Origin of the sequence: Pseudomonas sp. AOB-7 (genome assembly GCF_003696305.1) — a bacterium.
Lineage (GTDB): Bacteria > Pseudomonadota > Gammaproteobacteria > Pseudomonadales > Pseudomonadaceae > Aquipseudomonas.
Genome location: NZ_RFFK01000002.1, coordinates 441,677 through 460,065, shown reverse-complemented (window position 1 = coordinate 460,065; position 18,389 = coordinate 441,677). Strand labels below are relative to the sequence as shown.

The following is an 18,389-nucleotide window of genomic DNA, read 5'->3' as shown; positions in this document are numbered from 1 at the left end:
GCCGTTGTTCGTTGTGTAGCGCTGCTTATTTATGCAGGTGTTCGGCTGCGTGCAGGGTGTTTTCCAGCAGGCCGGCGCGGGTCATCGGGCCGACGCCGCCCGGCACCGGGGTGATCCAGCCGGCGCGGGGCAGGGCGGTCTCGTAGACCACGTCGCCGACCAGCTTGCCGTCTTCCTGACGGTTGATGCCGACGTCGATGACGATGGCGCCTTCCTTGATCCACTCGCCCTTGACCAGACCCGGCTTGCCGGCGGCGACCACGACGATGTCGGCCTGGCCAACGTGGGTCGGCAGATCCTTGGTGAAGCGGTGGGTGACGGTGACGGTGCAACCGGCCAGCAGCAGCTCCATGGCCATCGGCCGGCCGACGATATTGGAGGCGCCGACTACTACGGCATGCATGCCGTACAGATCGACGCCGGTGCTTTGCAGCAGGGTCATGATGCCCTTCGGCGTGCAAGGGCGCAGCAGCGGCATGCGCTGGGCCAGGCGACCGATGTTGTAGGGGTGGAAGCCGTCCACGTCCTTGTCCGGGCGAATGCGCTCGAGCAGCAGGGAGGAGTCCAGGTGTTCGGGCAACGGCAGTTGCACCAGGATGCCGTCGATGGCCGGGTCTTCGTTGAGTTCGTCGATCAGGGCGAGCAGATCGGCCTGGCTGGTCTCTGCTGGCAGGTCGTAGGCGCGGGAGAGGAAACCGACCTCTTCGCAGTCCTTGCGTTTGTGGGACACATAGACCTGGGAGGCGGGATCGGTACCGACCAGGATCACGGCCAGGCCCGGCGCGCGCAGGCCTTGCTGGCGGCGCTCGGCGACACGTTGGGCAATCTGCTGGCGGAGGCTGGCGGCGATCGCCTTGCCGTCGATCAGTTGTGCGGTCATTGCGCTGATTAACCATTAATAAGGATGAAAAAAGGACGCGCATTCTCGCATGGGCGCTCCCCCGGGCAAAGGCGCCTGCCGTCGTTTTCGCGTAACTCCTTTATATCGCTGAATTTTTTTGATTTTTTCTGTTGACGGGGTGTGGCCGCCTCTATAACATTCGCCCCGCTTGTCGAGCACAGCCAGTCGCTGGGTAAGACGGCAGCGGCAAAGCCCTTGTGGTAGAGCCTAAGCCGAAAGCTTTAAGTCTGCGCTTGCAGATGGATAGGCGCCCGTAGCTCAGCTGGATAGAGCATCCGCCTTCTAAGCGGATGGTCGCAGGTTCGAGTCCTGCCGGGCGTGCCATTTGGCAGCTAGGCATGCAAGCGAAAAAGCAATATGGTGGGCGTAGCTCAGTTGGTAGAGCACAGGATTGTGGCTCCTGGTGTCGTGGGTTCGATTCCCATCGTCCACCCCATATTCCAGAACGCCAGGCCCCAAAGCCTGGCGTTTTTGTTTTAAGGTTCCGACCACGCGGACGTGGTGAAATTGGTAGACACACCAGATTTAGGTTCTGGCGCCGCAAGGTGTGAGAGTTCGAGTCTCTCCGTCCGCACCATCTTTATATAGCCCTCCCGACTGCCGCCTGCTTCTAGGGTGACTTCTGCACATCGACCCTCTAGAATGCATGCCCTTGATTCGGGGCCGGTTCGAGCCGGCTTATGTCTGTGCAACGAGGAATATCCATGCAAGTTTCTGTTGAAAGCACTTCTGCTCTTGAGCGCCGCATGACCGTCGGCGTCCCCGTCGAGCGCATCGAGACCGAAGTCAACAAGCGTCTGCAGCAGACTGCCCGTCGCGCCAAGGTTCCTGGCTTCCGTCCTGGCAAGGTGCCGATGAGCGTCATCCGTCAGCGTTACGAAGACGCCGCTCGTCAGGAAGCCCTGGGCGACCTGATCCAGGCCACCTTCTACGAAGCCGTGGTCGAGCAGAAGCTGAACCCGGCTGGTGCGCCGTCCGTCGAGCCGAAGTCCTTCGAGAAGGGCAAGGATCTGGAATACGTCGCCACCTTCGAAGTGTTCCCCGAGTTCCAGGTTGCCGGTTTCGACTCCATCGCCATCGAGCGCCTGCAAGCCGACGTGGTCGATAGCGACGTCGACAACATGCTGGACATCCTGCGCAAGCAGAACACCCGTTTCGAAGCCGTCGAGCGTGCCGCCGAGAATGGCGACCAGCTGAACATCGACTTCGTCGGCAAGATCGATGGCGAAGCCTTCGCCGGCGGCAGTGCCAAGGGCACCCAGCTGGTGCTGGGCTCCGGTCGCATGATCCCGGGCTTCGAAGATGCCCTGGTCGGCGTCAAGGCTGGTGAAGAGCGCGTGATCACCCCGACCTTCCCCGAGGACTACCAGAACCTCGACCTGGCCGGCAAAACCGCCGAGTTCACCGTCACCGTGAACAGCGTTTCCGCCCCGCAACTGCCTGAGCTGAACGACGAGTTCTTCGCCCTGTTCGGCATCAAGGAAGGCGGTCTGGAAGGCTTCCGCGCCGAAGTACGCAAGAACATGGAGCGCGAACTGCGCCAGGCCATCAAGTCCAAGGTGAAGAGCCAGGTGATGGACGGCCTGCTGGCCGCCAACCCGGTCGAAGTGCCGAAGGCGCTGATCAGCAACGAAGTGAACCGTCTGCGCGTGCAGGCCGTTCAGCAGTTCGGCGGCAACATCAAGCCGGATCAGCTGCCGGCCGAGCTGTTCGAAGAGCAGGCCAAGCGCCGCGTCGTGCTGGGTCTGATCGTCGCCGAAGTGGTCAAGCAGTTCGAGCTGAAGCCCGATGACGCCCGCGTGCGCGAGCTGATCCAGGAAATGGCGTCGGCCTACCAGGAGCCGGAGCAGGTTGTGGCCTGGTACTACAAGAACGACCAGCAGATGAACGAAGTTCGCTCGGTTGTACTGGAAGAACAAGTTGTAGATACTGTTCTGCAGAAGGCCAACGTGACCGACAAAACGGTCTCCTACGAAGACGCAGTCAAGCCGGCAGAAGCCCCGAAAGCCGACTGATCTCGCAACCTCGTTCGAGCACACCATAAGCCAGCCTTAGTGCTGGCTTATGCGTATTTGAGACATGACTATTTAGGGAGTGAGCGCAAGACATGTCCCGCAATCCTTTTATGCAACACATGCCCGACATCCAGGCCGCCGGCGGCCTGGTGCCCATGGTCGTCGAACAGTCGGCCCGCGGTGAGCGTGCCTACGACATCTATTCGCGCCTGCTCAAAGAGCGGGTGATCTTCCTGGTCGGCCCGGTCGAAGACTACATGGCCAACCTGGTGGTGGCGCAGCTGCTGTTCCTCGAAGCGGAGAACCCGGACAAGGACATCCACCTGTACATCAACTCGCCGGGCGGTGCGGTGACTGCCGGCATGTCGATCTACGACACCATGCAGTTCATTAAGCCGGACGTCTCCACCATCTGCATCGGCCAGGCCTGCAGCATGGGGGCGTTGCTGCTGGCTGGCGGCGCCGCCGGCAAGCGTTACTGCCTGCCGCATTCGCGCATGATGATCCACCAGCCGCTGGGCGGCTTCCAGGGCCAGGCCTCGGATATCGAGATCCATGCCCGCGAGATCCTCACCATTCGCGAGCGCCTGAACAAGATCCTCGCCGACCACTGCAACCAGCCGATCGAGGTCATCGCCAAGGATACCGACCGCGACAACTTCATGAGCGGCGAGGCGGCGGTGGAGTACGGTCTGATCGACAAGGTTCTGGACAAGCGTCAACTGGCGGTCTGAAGCACCGCGCCATAGAGCGGTCGGCGACGAGTCGGCCGCGTCGCGGGCTTGAAAATGCCCGCATTTGCCTTCATCTTGTGTTTCAAGCCTACCGTATTGGATTGATCGAATGACTGATACCCGCAACGGCGAGGACAACGGCAAGCTGCTCTATTGCTCTTTCTGCGGCAAAAGCCAGCATGAAGTACGCAAATTGATTGCCGGTCCCTCCGTATTCATCTGCGACGAGTGCGTCGACCTGTGCAACGACATCATCCGCGAGGAGGTGCAGGAAGCCCAGGCCGAGAGCAGTGCGCACAAATTGCCGGCTCCCAAGGAAATCAGCAGCATCCTCGATCAGTATGTGATCGGTCAGGAGCGGGCCAAGAAGGTGCTTTCGGTAGCGGTGTACAACCACTACAAGCGCCTCAACCAGCGCGACAAGAAAGACGATGTCGAGCTGGGCAAGAGCAATATTCTGCTGATCGGTCCGACCGGCTCGGGCAAGACCCTGCTGGCGGAAACCCTGGCGCGTCTGCTCAACGTGCCGTTCACCATCGCCGACGCCACCACCCTGACCGAAGCCGGTTACGTGGGCGAGGACGTCGAGAACATCATCCAGAAGCTGTTGCAGAAGTGCGACTACGACGTCGAGAAGGCCCAGATGGGCATCGTCTATATCGATGAAATCGATAAGATCTCGCGCAAGTCGGACAATCCCTCGATCACCCGCGATGTGTCGGGCGAGGGCGTGCAGCAGGCGCTGCTCAAGCTGATCGAAGGCACCGTGGCCTCGGTTCCGCCGCAGGGCGGGCGCAAGCATCCGCAGCAGGAGTTCCTGCAGGTCGATACGCGCAACATCCTGTTCATCTGCGGCGGCGCCTTCTCCGGCCTGGAGAAGGTCATCCAGGGGCGCTCGACCAAGGGTGGCATCGGTTTCAACGCCGAGGTGCGCAGCAAGGACACCGGTAAGAAACTCGGCGAGTCCCTGCGTGAAGTGGAGCCGGACGATCTGGTCAAGTTCGGTCTGATCCCCGAGTTCGTCGGTCGCCTGCCGGTGATCGCCACCCTCGAGGAGCTGGACGAAGCGGCGCTGGTGCAGATTCTCACCGAGCCGAAGAACGCGCTGACCAAGCAGTATGCCAAGCTGTTCGAGATGGAAGGGGTGGATCTGGAGTTCCGTCCGGATGCGCTGAAATCCGTCGCGCACAAGGCCCTGGAGCGCAAGACCGGCGCCCGCGGCCTGCGTTCGATCCTCGAGGGCATCCTGCTCGACACCATGTACGAGATCCCCTCCCAGCAGGAAGTGAGCAAGGTGGTGATCGACGAGAGCGTGATCGAAGGCAGCTCCAAGCCGCTACTGATCTACGAGAACAGCGAGCCGCAAGCCAAAGCCGCGCCAGACGTGTAACGCTCGAGTTACATGGTGCAATGAAGGGGCCCGCTGGGCCCCTTCGCTTTTCTGGCCGCAGTGCTTGTTTTTTGCCGGGCCTACCCCCATCTTAAAAGCCAAGGGTAATCCCATCTGTTTACGGCCTTATGGCCGCCGCTGAGCCGAAATCATGAAGACAACCATCGAATTGCCTCTCCTGCCATTGCGCGATGTTGTGGTCTATCCGCACATGGTGATCCCGCTTTTTGTCGGGCGCGAGAAATCTATCGAAGCCCTGGAGGCAGCGATGACGGGCGACAAGCAGATTCTTCTGGTCGCCCAGAAGAATCCTGCGGTCGATGATCCGGATGATCAGGATCTGTATCGGGTCGGTACCGTCGCCACCGTACTGCAGCTGCTCAAGCTGCCCGACGGCACCGTCAAGGTGCTGGTCGAGGGCGAGCAGCGCGGTGCCATCGAGCGCTTCATAGAGGTCGGCGGCCACTGCCGTGCCGAGGTGCAACTGATCGAGGAGGGTGACACCGCCGAGCGCGAGTCCGAGGTGTTCACCCGCAGCCTGCTGAGCCAGTTCGAGCAGTACGTGCAGTTGGGCAAGAAGGTGCCGGCCGAGGTGCTGTCCTCGCTCAACGGCATCGACGAGCCGAGCCGGCTGGTCGACACCATGGCGGCGCATATGGCACTGAAGATCGAGCAGAAGCAGGAGATCCTCGAAATCACCTCGCTGTCCGCTCGTGTCGAGCATGTGCTGGCGCTGCTGGATGCCGAGATCGACCTGCTGCAGGTGGAAAAGCGCATTCGCGGCCGGGTCAAGAAGCAGATGGAGCGCAGCCAGCGCGAGTACTACCTGAATGAGCAGATGAAGGCCATTCAGAAGGAGCTGGGCGACATCGACGAAGGGCATAGCGAGCTCGACGAGCTGCGCAAGCGCATCGACAACGCCGGTCTGTCCAAGGAGGCGCTGACCAAGGCCAATGCCGAGCTGAACAAGCTCAAGCAGATGTCGCCGATGTCTGCCGAAGCCACCGTGGTGCGTACCTACATCGATTGGCTGGTCAACGTGCCGTGGAAGGCCGAGAGCAAGGTGCGCCTCGATCTGGCGCGCGCCGAGAGCATTCTCGATGCCGACCACTACGGCCTGGAGGAGGTCAAGGAGCGCATCCTCGAGTACCTCGCCGTGCAGAAGCGGGTGAAGAAGCTCAAGGGGCCGGTGCTCTGCCTGGTCGGCCCGCCCGGCGTGGGCAAGACCTCGCTGGCCGAATCCATCGCCACCGCGACCAACCGCAAGTTCGTGCGCATGGCCCTGGGCGGTGTACGCGACGAAGCCGAAATTCGCGGCCACCGCCGCACCTACATCGGCTCGATGCCCGGCCGCCTGATCCAGAAGATGACCAAGGTCGGCGTGCGCAACCCGCTGTTCTTGCTCGACGAGATCGACAAGATGGGTCAGGACATGCGCGGCGACCCCGCCTCGGCGTTGCTCGAGGTGCTCGATCCGGAGCAGAACCACAACTTCAACGATCACTATCTGGAAGTCGATTACGACCTGTCCGACGTGATGTTCCTCTGCACCGCCAACTCGATGAACATTCCCGGGCCGCTGCTGGACCGCATGGAAGTCATCCGCCTGCCGGGCTATACCGAGGACGAGAAGGTCAATATCGCCATCAAGTACCTGGCGCCGAAGCAGACCCAGGCCAACGGCCTGAAGAAGGGCGAGCTGGTGTTCGACGAAGGCGCCATTCGCGACATCATCCGCTACTACACCCGCGAGGCCGGGGTGCGCGGCCTGGAGCGGCAGATCGCCAAGGTCTGCCGCAAGGCGGTGAAGGAGCATCTGCGCGAGAAGCGCTTCCAGGTTCAGGTCACGGCCGAGTCGCTGGAGCATTTTCTCGGCGTGCGCAAGTACCGCTACGGCCTGGCCGAGCAGCAGGATCAGATCGGCCAGGTCACCGGTCTGGCCTGGACCCAGGTGGGCGGCGAGTTGCTGACCATAGAAACCGCCGTGGTACCGGGCAAGGGCGTGCTGATCAAGACCGGCTCGCTGGGCGACGTCATGGCCGAGTCCATGACCGCTGCCATGACCGTGGTGCGCAGTCGCGCCAAGAGCCTGGGGATCGCCGCCGATTTCAACGAGAAGCGCGACGTTCACATCCACATGCCGGAAGGCGCCACGCCCAAGGACGGCCCCAGCGCGGGTATCGGCCTGTGCACCGCGCTGGTGTCGGCACTGACCCAGATTCCGGTGCGCGCTGACGTGGCCATGACCGGCGAGATCACTCTGCGTGGTCAGGTGTTGGCCATTGGCGGGCTCAAGGAAAAACTTCTGGCGGCTCACCGGGGCGGTATCAAGACGGTGATCATTCCGGAAGAAAACGTGCGCGACCTGCGGGAAATTCCGGAAAATATTAAGCAAGACCTGCAGATTAAACCGGTTAAATGGATTGACGAGGTCCTGCAAATTGCGCTGCAATACGCCCCGGAGCCCTTGCCCGATGCGGCTCCGGAGATGGTTGCAACGGATGACAAACGCGAGTCTGATTCCAAGGAGCGAATCAGCACGCATTAGCCGGGGGGCTTCCTTGACACATTTTTTGAGCCCTTGTTATAAAGCGGCTCTTATTGTGTCGGCAGGCCATCCAGCACCCGCTTTGCTTACACTAAAAATCAAGAAACAAACTCAACAGAAATAAGGGGACTTAGAGTGAACAAGTCGGAACTGATCGATGCCATCGCTGCATCTGCTGATATCCCGAAAGCTGTTGCTGGCCGCGCGCTGGATGCAGTGATTGAATCCGTCACTGGCGCTCTGAAGGCTGGCGATTCCGTTGTACTGGTTGGTTTCGGTACCTTCGCTGTCAAAGAGCGCGCTGCTCGCACTGGTCGCAACCCGCAGACCGGCAAGCCGATCAGCATCGCTGCTGCCAAGATCCCGGGCTTCAAAGCCGGTAAAGCTCTGAAAGACGCCGTCAACTAAGCGTCTTCCGGGTCTTTGCCCCGCCGCTGCGCACAGGTTGTGCAGTGGTCGCGAAGCGCCAAGGTCGGCTCAGCCCGCATCAGCCGCTTCGCACGTTACGAGAAGGCGCATCCTCGGATGCGCCTTTCTTCTATCCGGACATTACCCACGCTGCGCGGCCGGTCATTCTTTACGGACGTTCTGGGGGAAGCATGCTGCAAAATATCAGGGACAATTCAAAGGGTTGGATTGCCAAAACCATCATCGGCCTCATCGTCCTGCTGATGGCCTTTACCGGCTTCGAGGCGATTCTCACCGGCACCAGCAACAGCCAGAATGCTGCCGCGGTCAACGGTGACGAGGTCACGCTCAACGAGCTGGGCCAGGCCGTGGAAATGCAGCGTCGTCAGCTGCTGCAACAGCTGGGGCGTGATTTCGATGCCTCGCTGCTCGACGAGCGCCTGCTGCGCGAGTCCGCACTCAAGGGTTTGATCGACCGCAAGCTGCTGCTGCAGGGCGCCGGCGATGCCGATTTCGCCTTCTCCCAGGCGGCGCTGGATCAGGTCATTCTGCAAACCCCCGAATTCCAGGTCGATGGCCGTTTCGATGCCGCGCGCTTCGATCAGGTGATCCGCCAGATGGGCTACGGCCGCCTGCAGTTCCGCCAGATGCTGGAAGAGGAAATGCTCATCGGTCAGCTGCGCGCCGGCCTCGGTGCCAGCAGCTTCGTCACCGAGCAGGAAGCCCGTGCGTTCGCCAGCCTGGAGCGGCAGACCCGCGACTTCGCCAGCCTGGCGATCAAGGCCGACCCGACGACGGTCGAGCTGGCCGATAGCGACGTGCAGGCCTATTACGACGAACACGCCAGCGAGTTCATGAGCCCCGAGCAGGTGGTGCTGGAGTACGTCGAGCTGCACAAGGACAGCTTCTTCGATCAGGTCGAGGTCAGCGACGAAGAGCTGCAGCCGCTGTATCAGAGCGAAATCGCCAACCTGGCCGAGCAGCGCCAGGCGGCGCATATCCTGATCGAGGGCGACGACGAGGCGGCGCGTAGCCAGCTCGAGGAGCTCAAGGCGCGTATCGACGCCGGCGAGGACTTCGCCGCGCTGGCCAAGGAGTTCTCCCAGGATCCGGGCTCCGCTGCCGATGGCGGCGATTTGGGTTACGCCGGCCCCGGCGTCTACGACCCGTCTTTCGAAGAGGCGCTCTACGCCCTGCAGCAGGGCCAGGTGTCCGCACCGGTGAAGAGCGAATTCGGCTGGCACCTGATCAAACTACTCGGCGTGCAGGCGCCCGAGGTGCCGAGTTTCGACAGCCTGAAGGACAAGCTGGCGCGCGACTACAAGGCGCAGCAGGTCGAGCAGCGCTTCGTCGAGGCCACCAAGCAGCTGGAAGACGCGGCGTTCGAGGCGTCCGATCTGGCGCAGCCGGCGCAGGAGCTCGGTCTGGAGGTCAAGGTCAGCGAGGCGGTCGGTCGCGAAGGCGGCGCCACTGGCGTCACCGCCAACCGCCAGGTGCTGCAGGCGGCGTTCAGCCCGGAAGTGCTGGAAGACGGCAACAACAGCTCCACCATCGAACTGGATCCGAGCACTGTCGTGGTGGTCCGGGTGAAGGAGCACAAGAAGCCCGAACAGCTGCCGCTGGAGCAGGTCGCCGAGAGCATTCGCAGCCACCTGTTGCAGGAGCGCGCCGCGGCCGCGGCCAAGGCCGAAGGCGAGAAGCTGCTGGCGGCGGTGCAGGCCGGCGAGGGCAGCAGCGAGAGCTGGCAGGTGCAGGAAGCGGCGACGCGCAGCCAGGAGGGTGTCGAACCCAAGGTGCTGCAGGCGCTGTTCCGCATGCCCAAGCCGGCTGCCGCCGGCACGCCGACCTATGCCGGGGTGACGTTGAACAACGGCGACTACGTGCTGCTGCGTCTGGACGGGTTGAATGTGCCGGAGCAGGCGCTGAGCGCGGAGGAGCTGGGCATGTATCGCAACTTCCTGGCCTCGCGCGCCGGTCAGCAGGACTTCGCCGCCTACCGCAAGCAGCTCGAAGCCAAGGCCGATATCGAGCGTTTCTAAGCCTTTCCGGGCGCCTCGTTCGAGGCGCTCTTCAGGCAATAAAAAACCCGCACGCCGTGCGGGTTTTTTATTGCCTGATGGGGCGTCTCAAGTCGTTCCCGGCAATCTGCTATTGCCGGGAACGAGCCCCTCAGTCTTCCATCGCGCCCATGGCGGTGGTGTTGAAGCCGCCGTCGACGTACATGATCTCGCCGCTGATGCCCGAGGCCAGGTCGGAGCAGAGGAAGGCGCCGGCATTGCCGACTTCCTCGATGGTGACGTTGCGGCGCAGCGGGGTCTGCTTCTCGTTGGCAGCCAGCATCTTGCGGAAGCTGGCGATACCGCTGGCGGCCAGGGTGCGGATCGGGCCGGCAGAGATGGCGTTGACGCGGGTGCCTTCCGGGCCGAGGCTGCCGGCCAGGTAGCGGACGCCGGCTTCCAGGCTGGCCTTGGCCATGCCCATGACGTTGTAGTTGGGCATGGTGCGCTCGGCGCCCAGGTAGGAGAGGGTCAGCAGGCTGCCGTTGCGGCCCTTCATCATCTCGCGGCCGGCCTTGGCCAGGGCAACGAAGCTGTAGGCGCTGATGTCGTGGGCGATCTTGAAGCCTTCGCGGGTGGTCACCGCGGTGAAGTCGCCGTTGAGCTGGTCGCCCGGGGCGAAACCGACGGAGTGGACGATGCAGTCCAGGCCGTCCCACTTCTTGCTCAGCGCTTCGAATACCGCGTCGATCTCCTCATCGCTGGCCACGTCGCAGGGGAAGCACAGGTCGGCGCTGGAGCCCCAGCCGGCGGCGAACTCCTCGACGCGGCCCTTGAGCTTTTCGTTCTGGTAGGTGAAAGCCAGCTCGGCACCTTCGCGGTGCATGGCGGCGGCGATACCCGAGGCGATGGACAGTTTGCTGGCAACGCCAACGATGAGTACGCGCTTACCGGTTAGAAAACCCATTGTGCTATTCCTCTTCCTGTTTCAAGGATCAGTGAGCGGTTGCCGGGGCCATGAAAGCGGCTTCCAGCAACTGCTGTGTATAAGGGTGTTGCGGTGCGCCGAAGATCGACTCGGCAGACCCCTGTTCGACCACCTGGCCCTGCTTGACCACCATCAGTTGGTGGCTCAGCGCTCTGACTACCGCCAGGTCATGGCTGATAAACAGATAGGTCAGGTTGTACTTGGCCTGCAAGCCGCGCAACAACTCCACCACCTGACGCTGTACCGTGCGGTCGAGCGCCGAGGTGGGCTCGTCCAGCAGGATCAGCGCCGGTTTCAACACCAGTGCCCGAGCAATGGCAATCCGCTGCCGTTGCCCGCCGGAAAACTCGTGGGGGTAGCGGTGCCGCGTCTGCGGGTCCAGCCCTACCTCCAAAAGCGCGTCGATGATCGCCTGTTCCTGCTCCGCCTCGTTGCCCATGCCATGAATGCGCAGGCCCTCGCCAACGATCTGGCCCACCGACATGCGCGGGCTCAGGCTGCCGAAGGGGTCCTGGAACACCACCTGCATCTGCCGCCGCAGCGGCCGTACCTCATGCTGGCTCAGACCCTGCAACTGCTGGCCCTGGAAGCGGATGTCGCCGCGACTGGCGAGCAGCCGCAGGATGGCCATGCCCAGGGTGGATTTGCCGGAACCGCTTTCGCCGACTATGCCCAGGGTCTGACCCTGGGGCAGGCTGAAGTTGATGCCGTCCACCGCCTTGACATGATCTACCGTCCGGCGCAGCAGGCCCTTCTTGATCGGGAACCATACGCGCAGGTCGTCCACTTCCAGCAGCGGCTGGCCCACGGGGTTGGCCGCGGGCTCGCCGCTGGGTTCGGCGCCGAGCAGTTCCTTGGTATAGGGATGCTGTGGCGCCTGGAACAAGTTTTCACACGACGCCTGTTCGACGATGCGACCTTGCTGCATGACACATACGCGATGGGCAATTCTGCGCACCAGATTGAGATCGTGGCTGATCAGCAGCAGCGACATGCCCAGGCGCGCCTGCAGATCCTTGAGCAGTTCGAGGATTTTCAGCTGCACGGTGACGTCCAGTGCGGTGGTCGGTTCGTCGGCGATCAGCAGCTCGGGCTCGTTGGCCAGGGCCATGGCGATCATCACCCGCTGGCGCTGGCCGCCGGACAGCTCGTGCGGGTAGGCCTTGAGGCGCTTGGCTGGCTCGGGGATGCCGACCAGCTCCAGCAGTTCCAGGGTGCGGGCGCTGGCGGCCTTGCCGCGCAGGCCCTTGTGCAGGGCGAGCACCTCGTTGATCTGCTTTTCGATGCTGTGCAGCGGGTTGAGCGAGGTCATCGGCTCCTGGAACACCATGGCGATGCGGTTGCCGCGGATGCCGCGCAGACGGCCCTCGCCGAGCTTGAGCAGGTCCTCGCCGGCATACTCGATGCTGCCGGCCGGATGGCGCGCCAGCGGGTAGGGCAGCAGGCGCAGGATGGAGTGGGCGGTGACCGACTTGCCCGAGCCGCTTTCGCCGACCAGGGCCAGGGTCTCGCCCTTGCGGATGTCGAAGCTGACGCCTTCGACCACGCGCTGGCATTGCTCGCCCATGACGAACTCGACGGCCAGGTCGCGTACTTGCAGCAGGGTTTCGTGCTGGCTCATGTCATTTCCTCGGGTCGAAGGCATCGCGGGCGGCTTCGCCGATGAACACCAGCAGGCTCAGCATGATCGCCAGCACGGCGAAGGCGCTGATGCCCAGCCAGGGCGCCTGCAGGTTGCTCTTGCCCTGGGCGACCAGTTCACCGAGCGAGGGGGCGCCGGGTGGCAGGCCGAAGCCGAGGAAGTCCAAGGCGGTGAGGGTGCCGATGGCGCCGGTGAGGATGAAGGGCATGAAGGTCATGGTCGAAACCATGGCGTTGGGCAGGATATGGCGGAACATGATGGCGCCGTTCTCCATGCCCAGCGCCCGCGCGGCACGCACGTATTCCAGGTTACGCCCGCGCAGAAATTCGGCGCGCACCACGTCGACCAGGCTCATCCAGGAGAACAGCAGCATGATGCCCAGCAGCCACCAGAAGTTCGGCTGGACGAAGCTGGCGAGGATGATCAGCAGGTAGAGCACCGGCAGGCCCGACCAGATTTCCAGGAAGCGCTGGCCGAGCAGATCGACCCAGCCGCCGTAGAAGCCCTGCAGGGCGCCGGCGATCACGCCGATCACCGAGCTGGCCAGGGTCAGGATCAGGGCGAACAGCACCGAGATGCGAAAGCCGTAGATCACCCGTGCCAGCACGTCACGGCCCTGATCGTCGGTGCCCAGCCAGTTCTGCGCCGAGGGCGGGGCGGGGGCGGGCACTTCCAGGTCGTAGTTGATGCTCGAGTAGCTGAAGGGAATCGGCGGCCAGAGCATCCAGCCGTCCTTTGCCGCGATCAGCTCCTGGATATAGGGGCTCTTGTAGTTGGCCTGCAGCGGGAACTCGCCGCCGAACACCGTCTCCGGGTAGCGCTTGAGTACCGGGAAGTACCACTGGCCGTCGTAGCGCACCGCCAGCGGCTTGTCGTTGGCGATCAGCTCGGCGCCCAGGCTCAGGCCGAACAGCACGAGGAACAGCCACAGCGACCACCAGCCGCGCTTGTGCGCCTTGAAACGCTCGAAACGCCGTTGATTGAGCGGGGAAAGCTTCATATTCAGCCCTCCCGGCTTTCGAAGTCGATACGTGGATCGACCAGGGTGTAGGTGATGTCACCGATCAATTTCACGATCAGCCCCAGCAAGGTGAAGATGAACAGGGTGCCGAACACCACCGGGTAGTCGCGGTTGATCGCCGCCTCGAAGCTCATCAGGCCGAGGCCGTCGAGGGAGAAGATCACTTCGATCAGCAAGGAGCCGGTGAAGAAGATGCCGATGAAGGCGGCGGGGAAGCCGGCGATGATCAGCAGCATGGCGTTGCGGAACACGTGACCGTAGAGCACGCGGTGGTTGGTCAGGCCCTTGGCGCGGGCGGTGACCACGTACTGCTTGTTGATCTCGTCGAGGAAGCTGTTCTTGGTCAGCAGGGTCAGGGTGGCGAAGTTGCCGATCACCAGCGCGGTAACCGGCAGCACCAGGTGCCAGAGATAGTCGAGAATCTTGCCGCCGAGGCTGAGCTCATCGAAGTTGTTCGAGGTCAGGCCGCGCAGCGGGAACCAGTCGAAGTAGCTGCCGCCGGCGAACAGCACGATCAGCAGGATGGCGAAGAGGAAGGCCGGGATGGCGTAACCGACGATGATCGCCGAGCTGGTCCAGACGTCGAAGGCGCTGCCGTGGCGGGTGGCCTTGGCGATCCCCAGGGGGATGGAGACCAGGTACATGATCAAGGTGCTCCACAGCCCCAGGGAAATCGACACCGGCATTTTCTCGACGATCAGGTCGATGACCTTGGCGTCGCGGAAGAAGCTCTCGCCGAAGTCCAGCTGCGCGTAGTTTTTCAGCATGATCCAGAAACGCTCCGGCGCCGACTTGTCGAAGCCGTACATCTTCTCGATCTCGGCGATCAGCTGCGGGTCGAGGCCCTGGGCGCCGCGGTAATTGGAGCCGGCCACCGAGACTTCGGCGCCGCCGCCGCCGATGCGCCCGGTGGCGCCGCCGGCGGCCGCATCGAACCCCTCCAACTTGGCGATCATCTGCTCGACCGGGCCGCCGGGCGCGGCCTGAATGATGACGAAGTTGATCACCAGAATGCCGAACAGGGTCGGGATGATCAGCAATAGGCGGCGAAGGATATAGGCCAGCATTATTGCTTCGCCTCTTCGGTCGCCTGTTGCTGGGCCTCGCTTGGCTCTTCGAGGCCAGGGCGTACCCACCAGGTGTGCAGGCCGATGTCATAGAGCGGCGTCACCTTGGGGTGTTCGAAGCGGTTCCAGTAGGCCACGCGCCAGGTCTTGATGTGCCAGTTGGGGATCACGTAGTGGCCCCACAGCAGCACGCGGTCGAGGGCGCGGGTATGGGCGATCAGGCTCTGGCGCGAGTCGGCGTTGATCAGCCCCTCGACGATCTGGTCGATGGCCGGGTCCTTGAGGCCGATGAAATTGCGGCTGCCGGGATTGTCGGCGCTGGAGGAGTGCCAGTACTCGCGCTGCTCGTTGCCCGGCGAGTTGGACTGACCGAAGCCGCCGACGATCATGTCGAAGTCGCGCGAGCGCAGGCGATTGATGTACTGCGAGACGTCGACCCGGCGGATCACCAGCTCCATGCCGAGATCGGCCAGGTTGCGCTTGAACGGCAGCAGGATGCGCTCGAATTCGGTCTGCGCCAGGAGGAACTCGAAGCTCACCGGCTGGCCGCTGGCATCCAGCATGCGGTCGCCGTCGATGCGCCAGCCGGCCTGTTGCAGCAACTGGTAGGCGCGGCGCTGCTGCTCGCGGATGATGCCGCTGCCGTCGGTGGTCGGCACGCGGTACTCCTCGTTGAATACCTCGGCCGGGATCTGGCCGCGCAGCGGTTCGAGAATGGCCAGCTCGTCCTCGCCCGGCAGGCCGCTGGAGCCCAGCTCGGAGTTGTCGAAGTAGCTGCGGGTGCGGGTGTAGGCGCCGTTGAACAGGCGCTTGTTGGCCCACTCGAAGTCGAACAGCAGGCCGAGGGCCTCGCGCACGCGACGATCCTGGAACTGCGCGCGGCGGGTGTTGAAGACGAAGCCCTGCATGCCGGTAGGGTTGCGGTTCTGGATCTCTTCCTTGACCAACTGGCCGTTGGCCACGGCCGGCACGCTGTAGGCGGTGGCCCAGTTCTTCGCGCTGGTCTCCAGCCAGTAGTCGAACTGGCCGGCCTTGAGCGCCTCCAGGGCCACGGTGTTGTCGCGGTAGTAGTCGATCTGGATGGCGTCGAAGTTGTAGAAACCGCGGCTCACCGGCAGGTCCTTGGCCCACCAGTCCGTCACCCGCTCGTAGCGGATGCTGCGCCCGGCCTGTACCCGGGCGACCTGGTACGGGCCGCTGCCGAGCGGCACCTCCAGGTTGCTCTTGCTGAAGTCGCGCTCGGCCCACCAGTGCTTGGGCAGCACCGGCAACTGGCCGACGATCAGTGGCAACTCGCGATTGCCGGCGTGCTTGAAGACGAAGCGCACGCGCTGCGGCGATTCCACCTCGACCCGCTCGACGTCGGCGTAGTAGCCGCGGTACATGGGCGCGCCTTTCTCCATCAGGGTATCGAAGGTGAACTTGACGTCCTCGGCGGTGATCGGCGTGCCGTCGTGAAAGCGTGCCTCCTGGCGCAGGTGGAAGCGTACCCAGGCATTGTCGGTGGCCTTCTCGATCTTCTCCGCCACCAGGCCGTAGGCGCTGAACGGCTCGTCCTGGCTCTGCACGGTGAGGGTGTCGTAGATCAGGCCGATATCGTCGGCGGCGACGCCCTTGTTGATGAAGGGGTTGAGGCTGTCGAAGCCGCCGAAGCCGGCCTGGCGGAAGGTGCCGCCTTTCGGTGCATCGGGGTTGGCGTATTCGAAGTGCTGGAAGCCGGCCGGATACTTGGGCGCCTCGTCGTAGAGGGTGACCGCGTGTTTGGGGGCGGCGAGGGCGAGGCCGGCCAGGCCGAGCAGGATGAGGCTGCTACCGTGAAGCAGGAAACTGCGCAGCGGGTGGGTCATCGAGCGTTCTCCGTGGGCTTCAGCCACCAGGTGCGCAGGCCCAGGGTGTAGGGCGGCGTGGTGACGAAGGCGAACCGGTTGCGGTACGCCAGGCGGTGATAGTTGATGTACCAGTTGGGGATGCTGTAGTGCTGCCAAAGCAAGACCCGGTCCAGGGCGCGGGTGGCGGCGATCTGTTCGTCGCGGGTCTGCGCCGAGAGCAGCTTGTCGATCATCGCGTCGACCACCGGATGGGCGACGCCAGCGTAGTTCTTGCTGCCCTTGACGTTCACCTGGCTGGAGTGGAAATACAGCGACTGTTCCAGGCCGGGGCTCAAGGTTTGCGGCAGGGTCAGCAGGATCATGTCGTAGTCGAACTGGTCGAGGCGCTGTTTGTACTGGGCGCGGTCGACGGTGCGCAGGTTGGCGCGGATGCCGATGCTGGCCAGGTTGGCGACGTAGGGCTGGAGGATGCGCTCGAGGCTGGGGTTGACCAGCATGATCTCGAATTCGAAACGCTCGCCGCGGGCGTTGCGCAGGTCCTGGCCGGCAGGCTTCCAGCCGGCGTCGGCCAATAGACCCAGGGCGCGGCGCAAGGTTTCCCGCGGGATGCCGCGGCCGTCGGTCACCGGTTGCACTATGGGCTGGCTGAACAGCCGCGCCGGCAGCTTGTCGCGGTGCGGCGACAGCAGCAGCCACTCGGCGCCTTCCGGCTTGCCGGTGGCGGAGAACTCGCTGTTGGGGTAGTAGCTGCTGGCGCGCACGTAGGAGTTGTTGAACAGGGCGCGGTTGGTCCACTCGAAGTCGAACATCAGTCCCAGCGCCTCGCGCACCTTGCGCTGGCCGAACAGGCCGCGGCGGGTGTTTATGAACAGTGCTTGGGTCTGGGTAGGGATCTGGTGGGCGATCTCGGCGCGGATCACCTCGCCGCGGGTGACGGCGGGAAAGCGGTAGCCGTTGGCCCAGTTCTTCGCCTGGTTCTCGATGTAGAAGTCGAATTCGCCGGCCTTGAAGGCCTCGAAGGCCACGTGGTTGTCGCGGTAGAACTCCACCTCGACGCGGTCGAAGTTGTACTTGCCGCGATTGACCGGCAGATCCTTGCCCCACCAGTCCTTGACCCGTTGGAACACCAGGCTTCGCCCCGGCACCACCTGAGCGATGCGGTAGGGGCCGCTGCCCAGCGGCGGCTCGAAGGTGGTGGCCTTGAAGTCGCGGTCCTTCCAGTAGTGCTGCGGCAGCACCGGCAGCTCGCCCAGGCGCAGGATCAGCAGCGGGTTGCCGGCGCGCTTGAAGACGAAACGGATGCGCTGGCGATTGAGGATGTCGACCCGCTTCACCTCCTGCAGGTGGGTGCGGTACTGCGGATGGCCGTCGCTGCGCAGCAGGCGGTAGGAGAAGGCCACGTCGTAGGCGGTGATCGGCTTGTCGTCGTGAAAGCGCGCCTCGGGACGCAGGTTGAACACCACCCAGCTGCGGTCCTCGCTGTACTCCACGCTGGCGGCGATCAGCCCGTAGCTGGAGGCCGGCTCGTCGCCGGAGGGGTCGTAGGCGCCGGTGCCGACCATCAGCGGCTCGTTGAGCTCGTTGACCCCGTACTGCAGGAAATGCGCAGTGGAGATCGGGCTGCTGCCCTTGAAAGTGTAGGGATTGAGCGTGTCGAAGGTGCCCGAGGCCATGATCCGCAGGGTGCCGCCCTTGGGCGCCTCGGGGTTGACCCAGTCGAAATGGCTGAAGCTGGCGGGGTATTTGAGCGTCCCGAACTGGGCGTAGCCGTGGCTCTCGCTGATGGTCGCAGAGACGGGAAAGCTCAAGGCCAGGCTGAGGAACAGCGGGAGGGGGGAACGCATCGGGG

13 protein-coding genes and 3 tRNA genes are annotated in these 18,389 nt (G+C 63.5%); 9 read left to right on the top strand and 7 right to left on the bottom strand.

The window, feature by feature from the left end; genetic code table 11:
* Positions 1 to 25: 25 nt before the first annotated feature.
* Positions 26 to 880 (bottom strand): bifunctional methylenetetrahydrofolate dehydrogenase/methenyltetrahydrofolate cyclohydrolase FolD, encoded by an 855-nt coding sequence (gene folD, locus EA796_RS06470; RefSeq protein ID WP_021445157.1) that lies wholly within the window; start codon positions 878 to 880, stop codon positions 26 to 28.
* Positions 881 to 1,148: 268 nt separating this feature from the next.
* On the opposite strand from folD, the gene EA796_RS06465 reads away from it, so the two are divergent.
* The 9 genes from EA796_RS06465 (at position 1,149) to EA796_RS06425 (ending at position 10,035) form a co-directional block, all read left to right on the top strand.
* Positions 1,149 to 1,225, top strand: a tRNA-Arg gene (locus EA796_RS06465).
* A 36-nt stretch (positions 1,226 to 1,261) separates the two neighbouring features.
* Positions 1,262 to 1,337, top strand: a tRNA-His gene (locus tag EA796_RS06460).
* A gap of 56 nt (positions 1,338 to 1,393) precedes the next feature.
* A tRNA-Leu gene (locus tag EA796_RS06455) sits at positions 1,394 to 1,478 on the top strand.
* A gap of 127 nt (positions 1,479 to 1,605) precedes the next feature.
* Positions 1,606 to 2,916 (top strand): trigger factor, encoded by a 1,311-nt coding sequence (tig, locus tag EA796_RS06450; protein WP_122107985.1) that lies wholly within the window; start codon positions 1,606 to 1,608, stop codon positions 2,914 to 2,916.
* A 92-nt stretch (positions 2,917 to 3,008) separates the two neighbouring features.
* Positions 3,009 to 3,650: an ATP-dependent Clp endopeptidase proteolytic subunit ClpP gene (gene clpP, locus EA796_RS06445; protein WP_031303098.1), complete on the top strand. Its 642-nt coding sequence runs from the start codon at positions 3,009 to 3,011 to the stop codon at positions 3,648 to 3,650.
* A gap of 109 nt (positions 3,651 to 3,759) precedes the next feature.
* The gene (gene clpX, locus EA796_RS06440) at positions 3,760 to 5,040 is read left to right on the top strand and encodes an ATP-dependent Clp protease ATP-binding subunit ClpX (protein ID WP_021443957.1); all 1,281 of its coding nucleotides are present in this window, start codon (positions 3,760 to 3,762) and stop codon (positions 5,038 to 5,040) included.
* A 151-nt stretch (positions 5,041 to 5,191) separates the two neighbouring features.
* Positions 5,192 to 7,588 (top strand): endopeptidase La, encoded by a 2,397-nt coding sequence (lon, locus tag EA796_RS06435; protein ID WP_122107984.1) that lies wholly within the window; start codon positions 5,192 to 5,194, stop codon positions 7,586 to 7,588.
* Between the two features lie 135 nt (positions 7,589 to 7,723).
* Positions 7,724 to 7,996 (top strand): nucleoid-associated protein HU-beta, encoded by a 273-nt coding sequence (gene hupB, locus EA796_RS06430; protein WP_003239952.1) that lies wholly within the window; start codon positions 7,724 to 7,726, stop codon positions 7,994 to 7,996.
* Between the two features lie 191 nt (positions 7,997 to 8,187).
* Positions 8,188 to 10,035 (top strand): SurA N-terminal domain-containing protein, encoded by a 1,848-nt coding sequence (locus EA796_RS06425; RefSeq protein ID WP_122107983.1) that lies wholly within the window; start codon positions 8,188 to 8,190, stop codon positions 10,033 to 10,035.
* A gap of 130 nt (positions 10,036 to 10,165) precedes the next feature.
* Here the strand turns inward: EA796_RS06425 and fabI are convergent, their stop codons facing one another.
* The 6 genes from fabI to EA796_RS06395 are packed head-to-tail and all read right to left on the bottom strand — an operon-like array spanning position 10,166 to position 18,384.
* Complete coding sequence (gene fabI / locus EA796_RS06420) at positions 10,166 to 10,960, bottom strand: enoyl-ACP reductase FabI (RefSeq protein WP_021443954.1); 795 nt, start codon at positions 10,958 to 10,960, stop codon at positions 10,166 to 10,168.
* Positions 10,961 to 10,988: 28 nt separating this feature from the next.
* Positions 10,989 to 12,602 (bottom strand): ABC transporter ATP-binding protein, encoded by a 1,614-nt coding sequence (locus tag EA796_RS06415; RefSeq protein ID WP_021443953.1) that lies wholly within the window; start codon positions 12,600 to 12,602, stop codon positions 10,989 to 10,991.
* A 1-nt stretch (position 12,603) separates the two neighbouring features.
* On the bottom strand, positions 12,604 to 13,623 hold the full coding sequence (locus EA796_RS06410) for an ABC transporter permease (protein WP_021443952.1): 1,020 nt from the start codon (positions 13,621 to 13,623) through the stop codon (positions 12,604 to 12,606).
* A 2-nt stretch (positions 13,624 to 13,625) separates the two neighbouring features.
* Positions 13,626 to 14,711 carry a microcin C ABC transporter permease YejB gene (locus EA796_RS06405; protein WP_122107982.1) on the bottom strand — a complete coding sequence of 362 codons (1,086 nt, stop codon included), beginning with the start codon at positions 14,709 to 14,711 and terminating at the stop codon, positions 13,626 to 13,628.
* Positions 14,711 to 16,558: an extracellular solute-binding protein gene (locus EA796_RS06400; RefSeq protein ID WP_122107981.1), complete on the bottom strand. Its 1,848-nt coding sequence runs from the start codon at positions 16,556 to 16,558 to the stop codon at positions 14,711 to 14,713. The genes EA796_RS06405 and EA796_RS06400 overlap by 1 nt, the downstream gene beginning before the upstream one ends.
* A complete protein-coding gene (locus tag EA796_RS06395) occupies positions 16,555 to 18,384 on the bottom strand; it encodes an extracellular solute-binding protein (RefSeq protein ID WP_122107980.1) in 1,830 nt (609 codons plus the stop codon). Before EA796_RS06395 ends, EA796_RS06400 begins: the two co-directional genes overlap by 4 nt.
* Between the last annotated feature and the right edge of the window lie 5 nt (positions 18,385 to 18,389).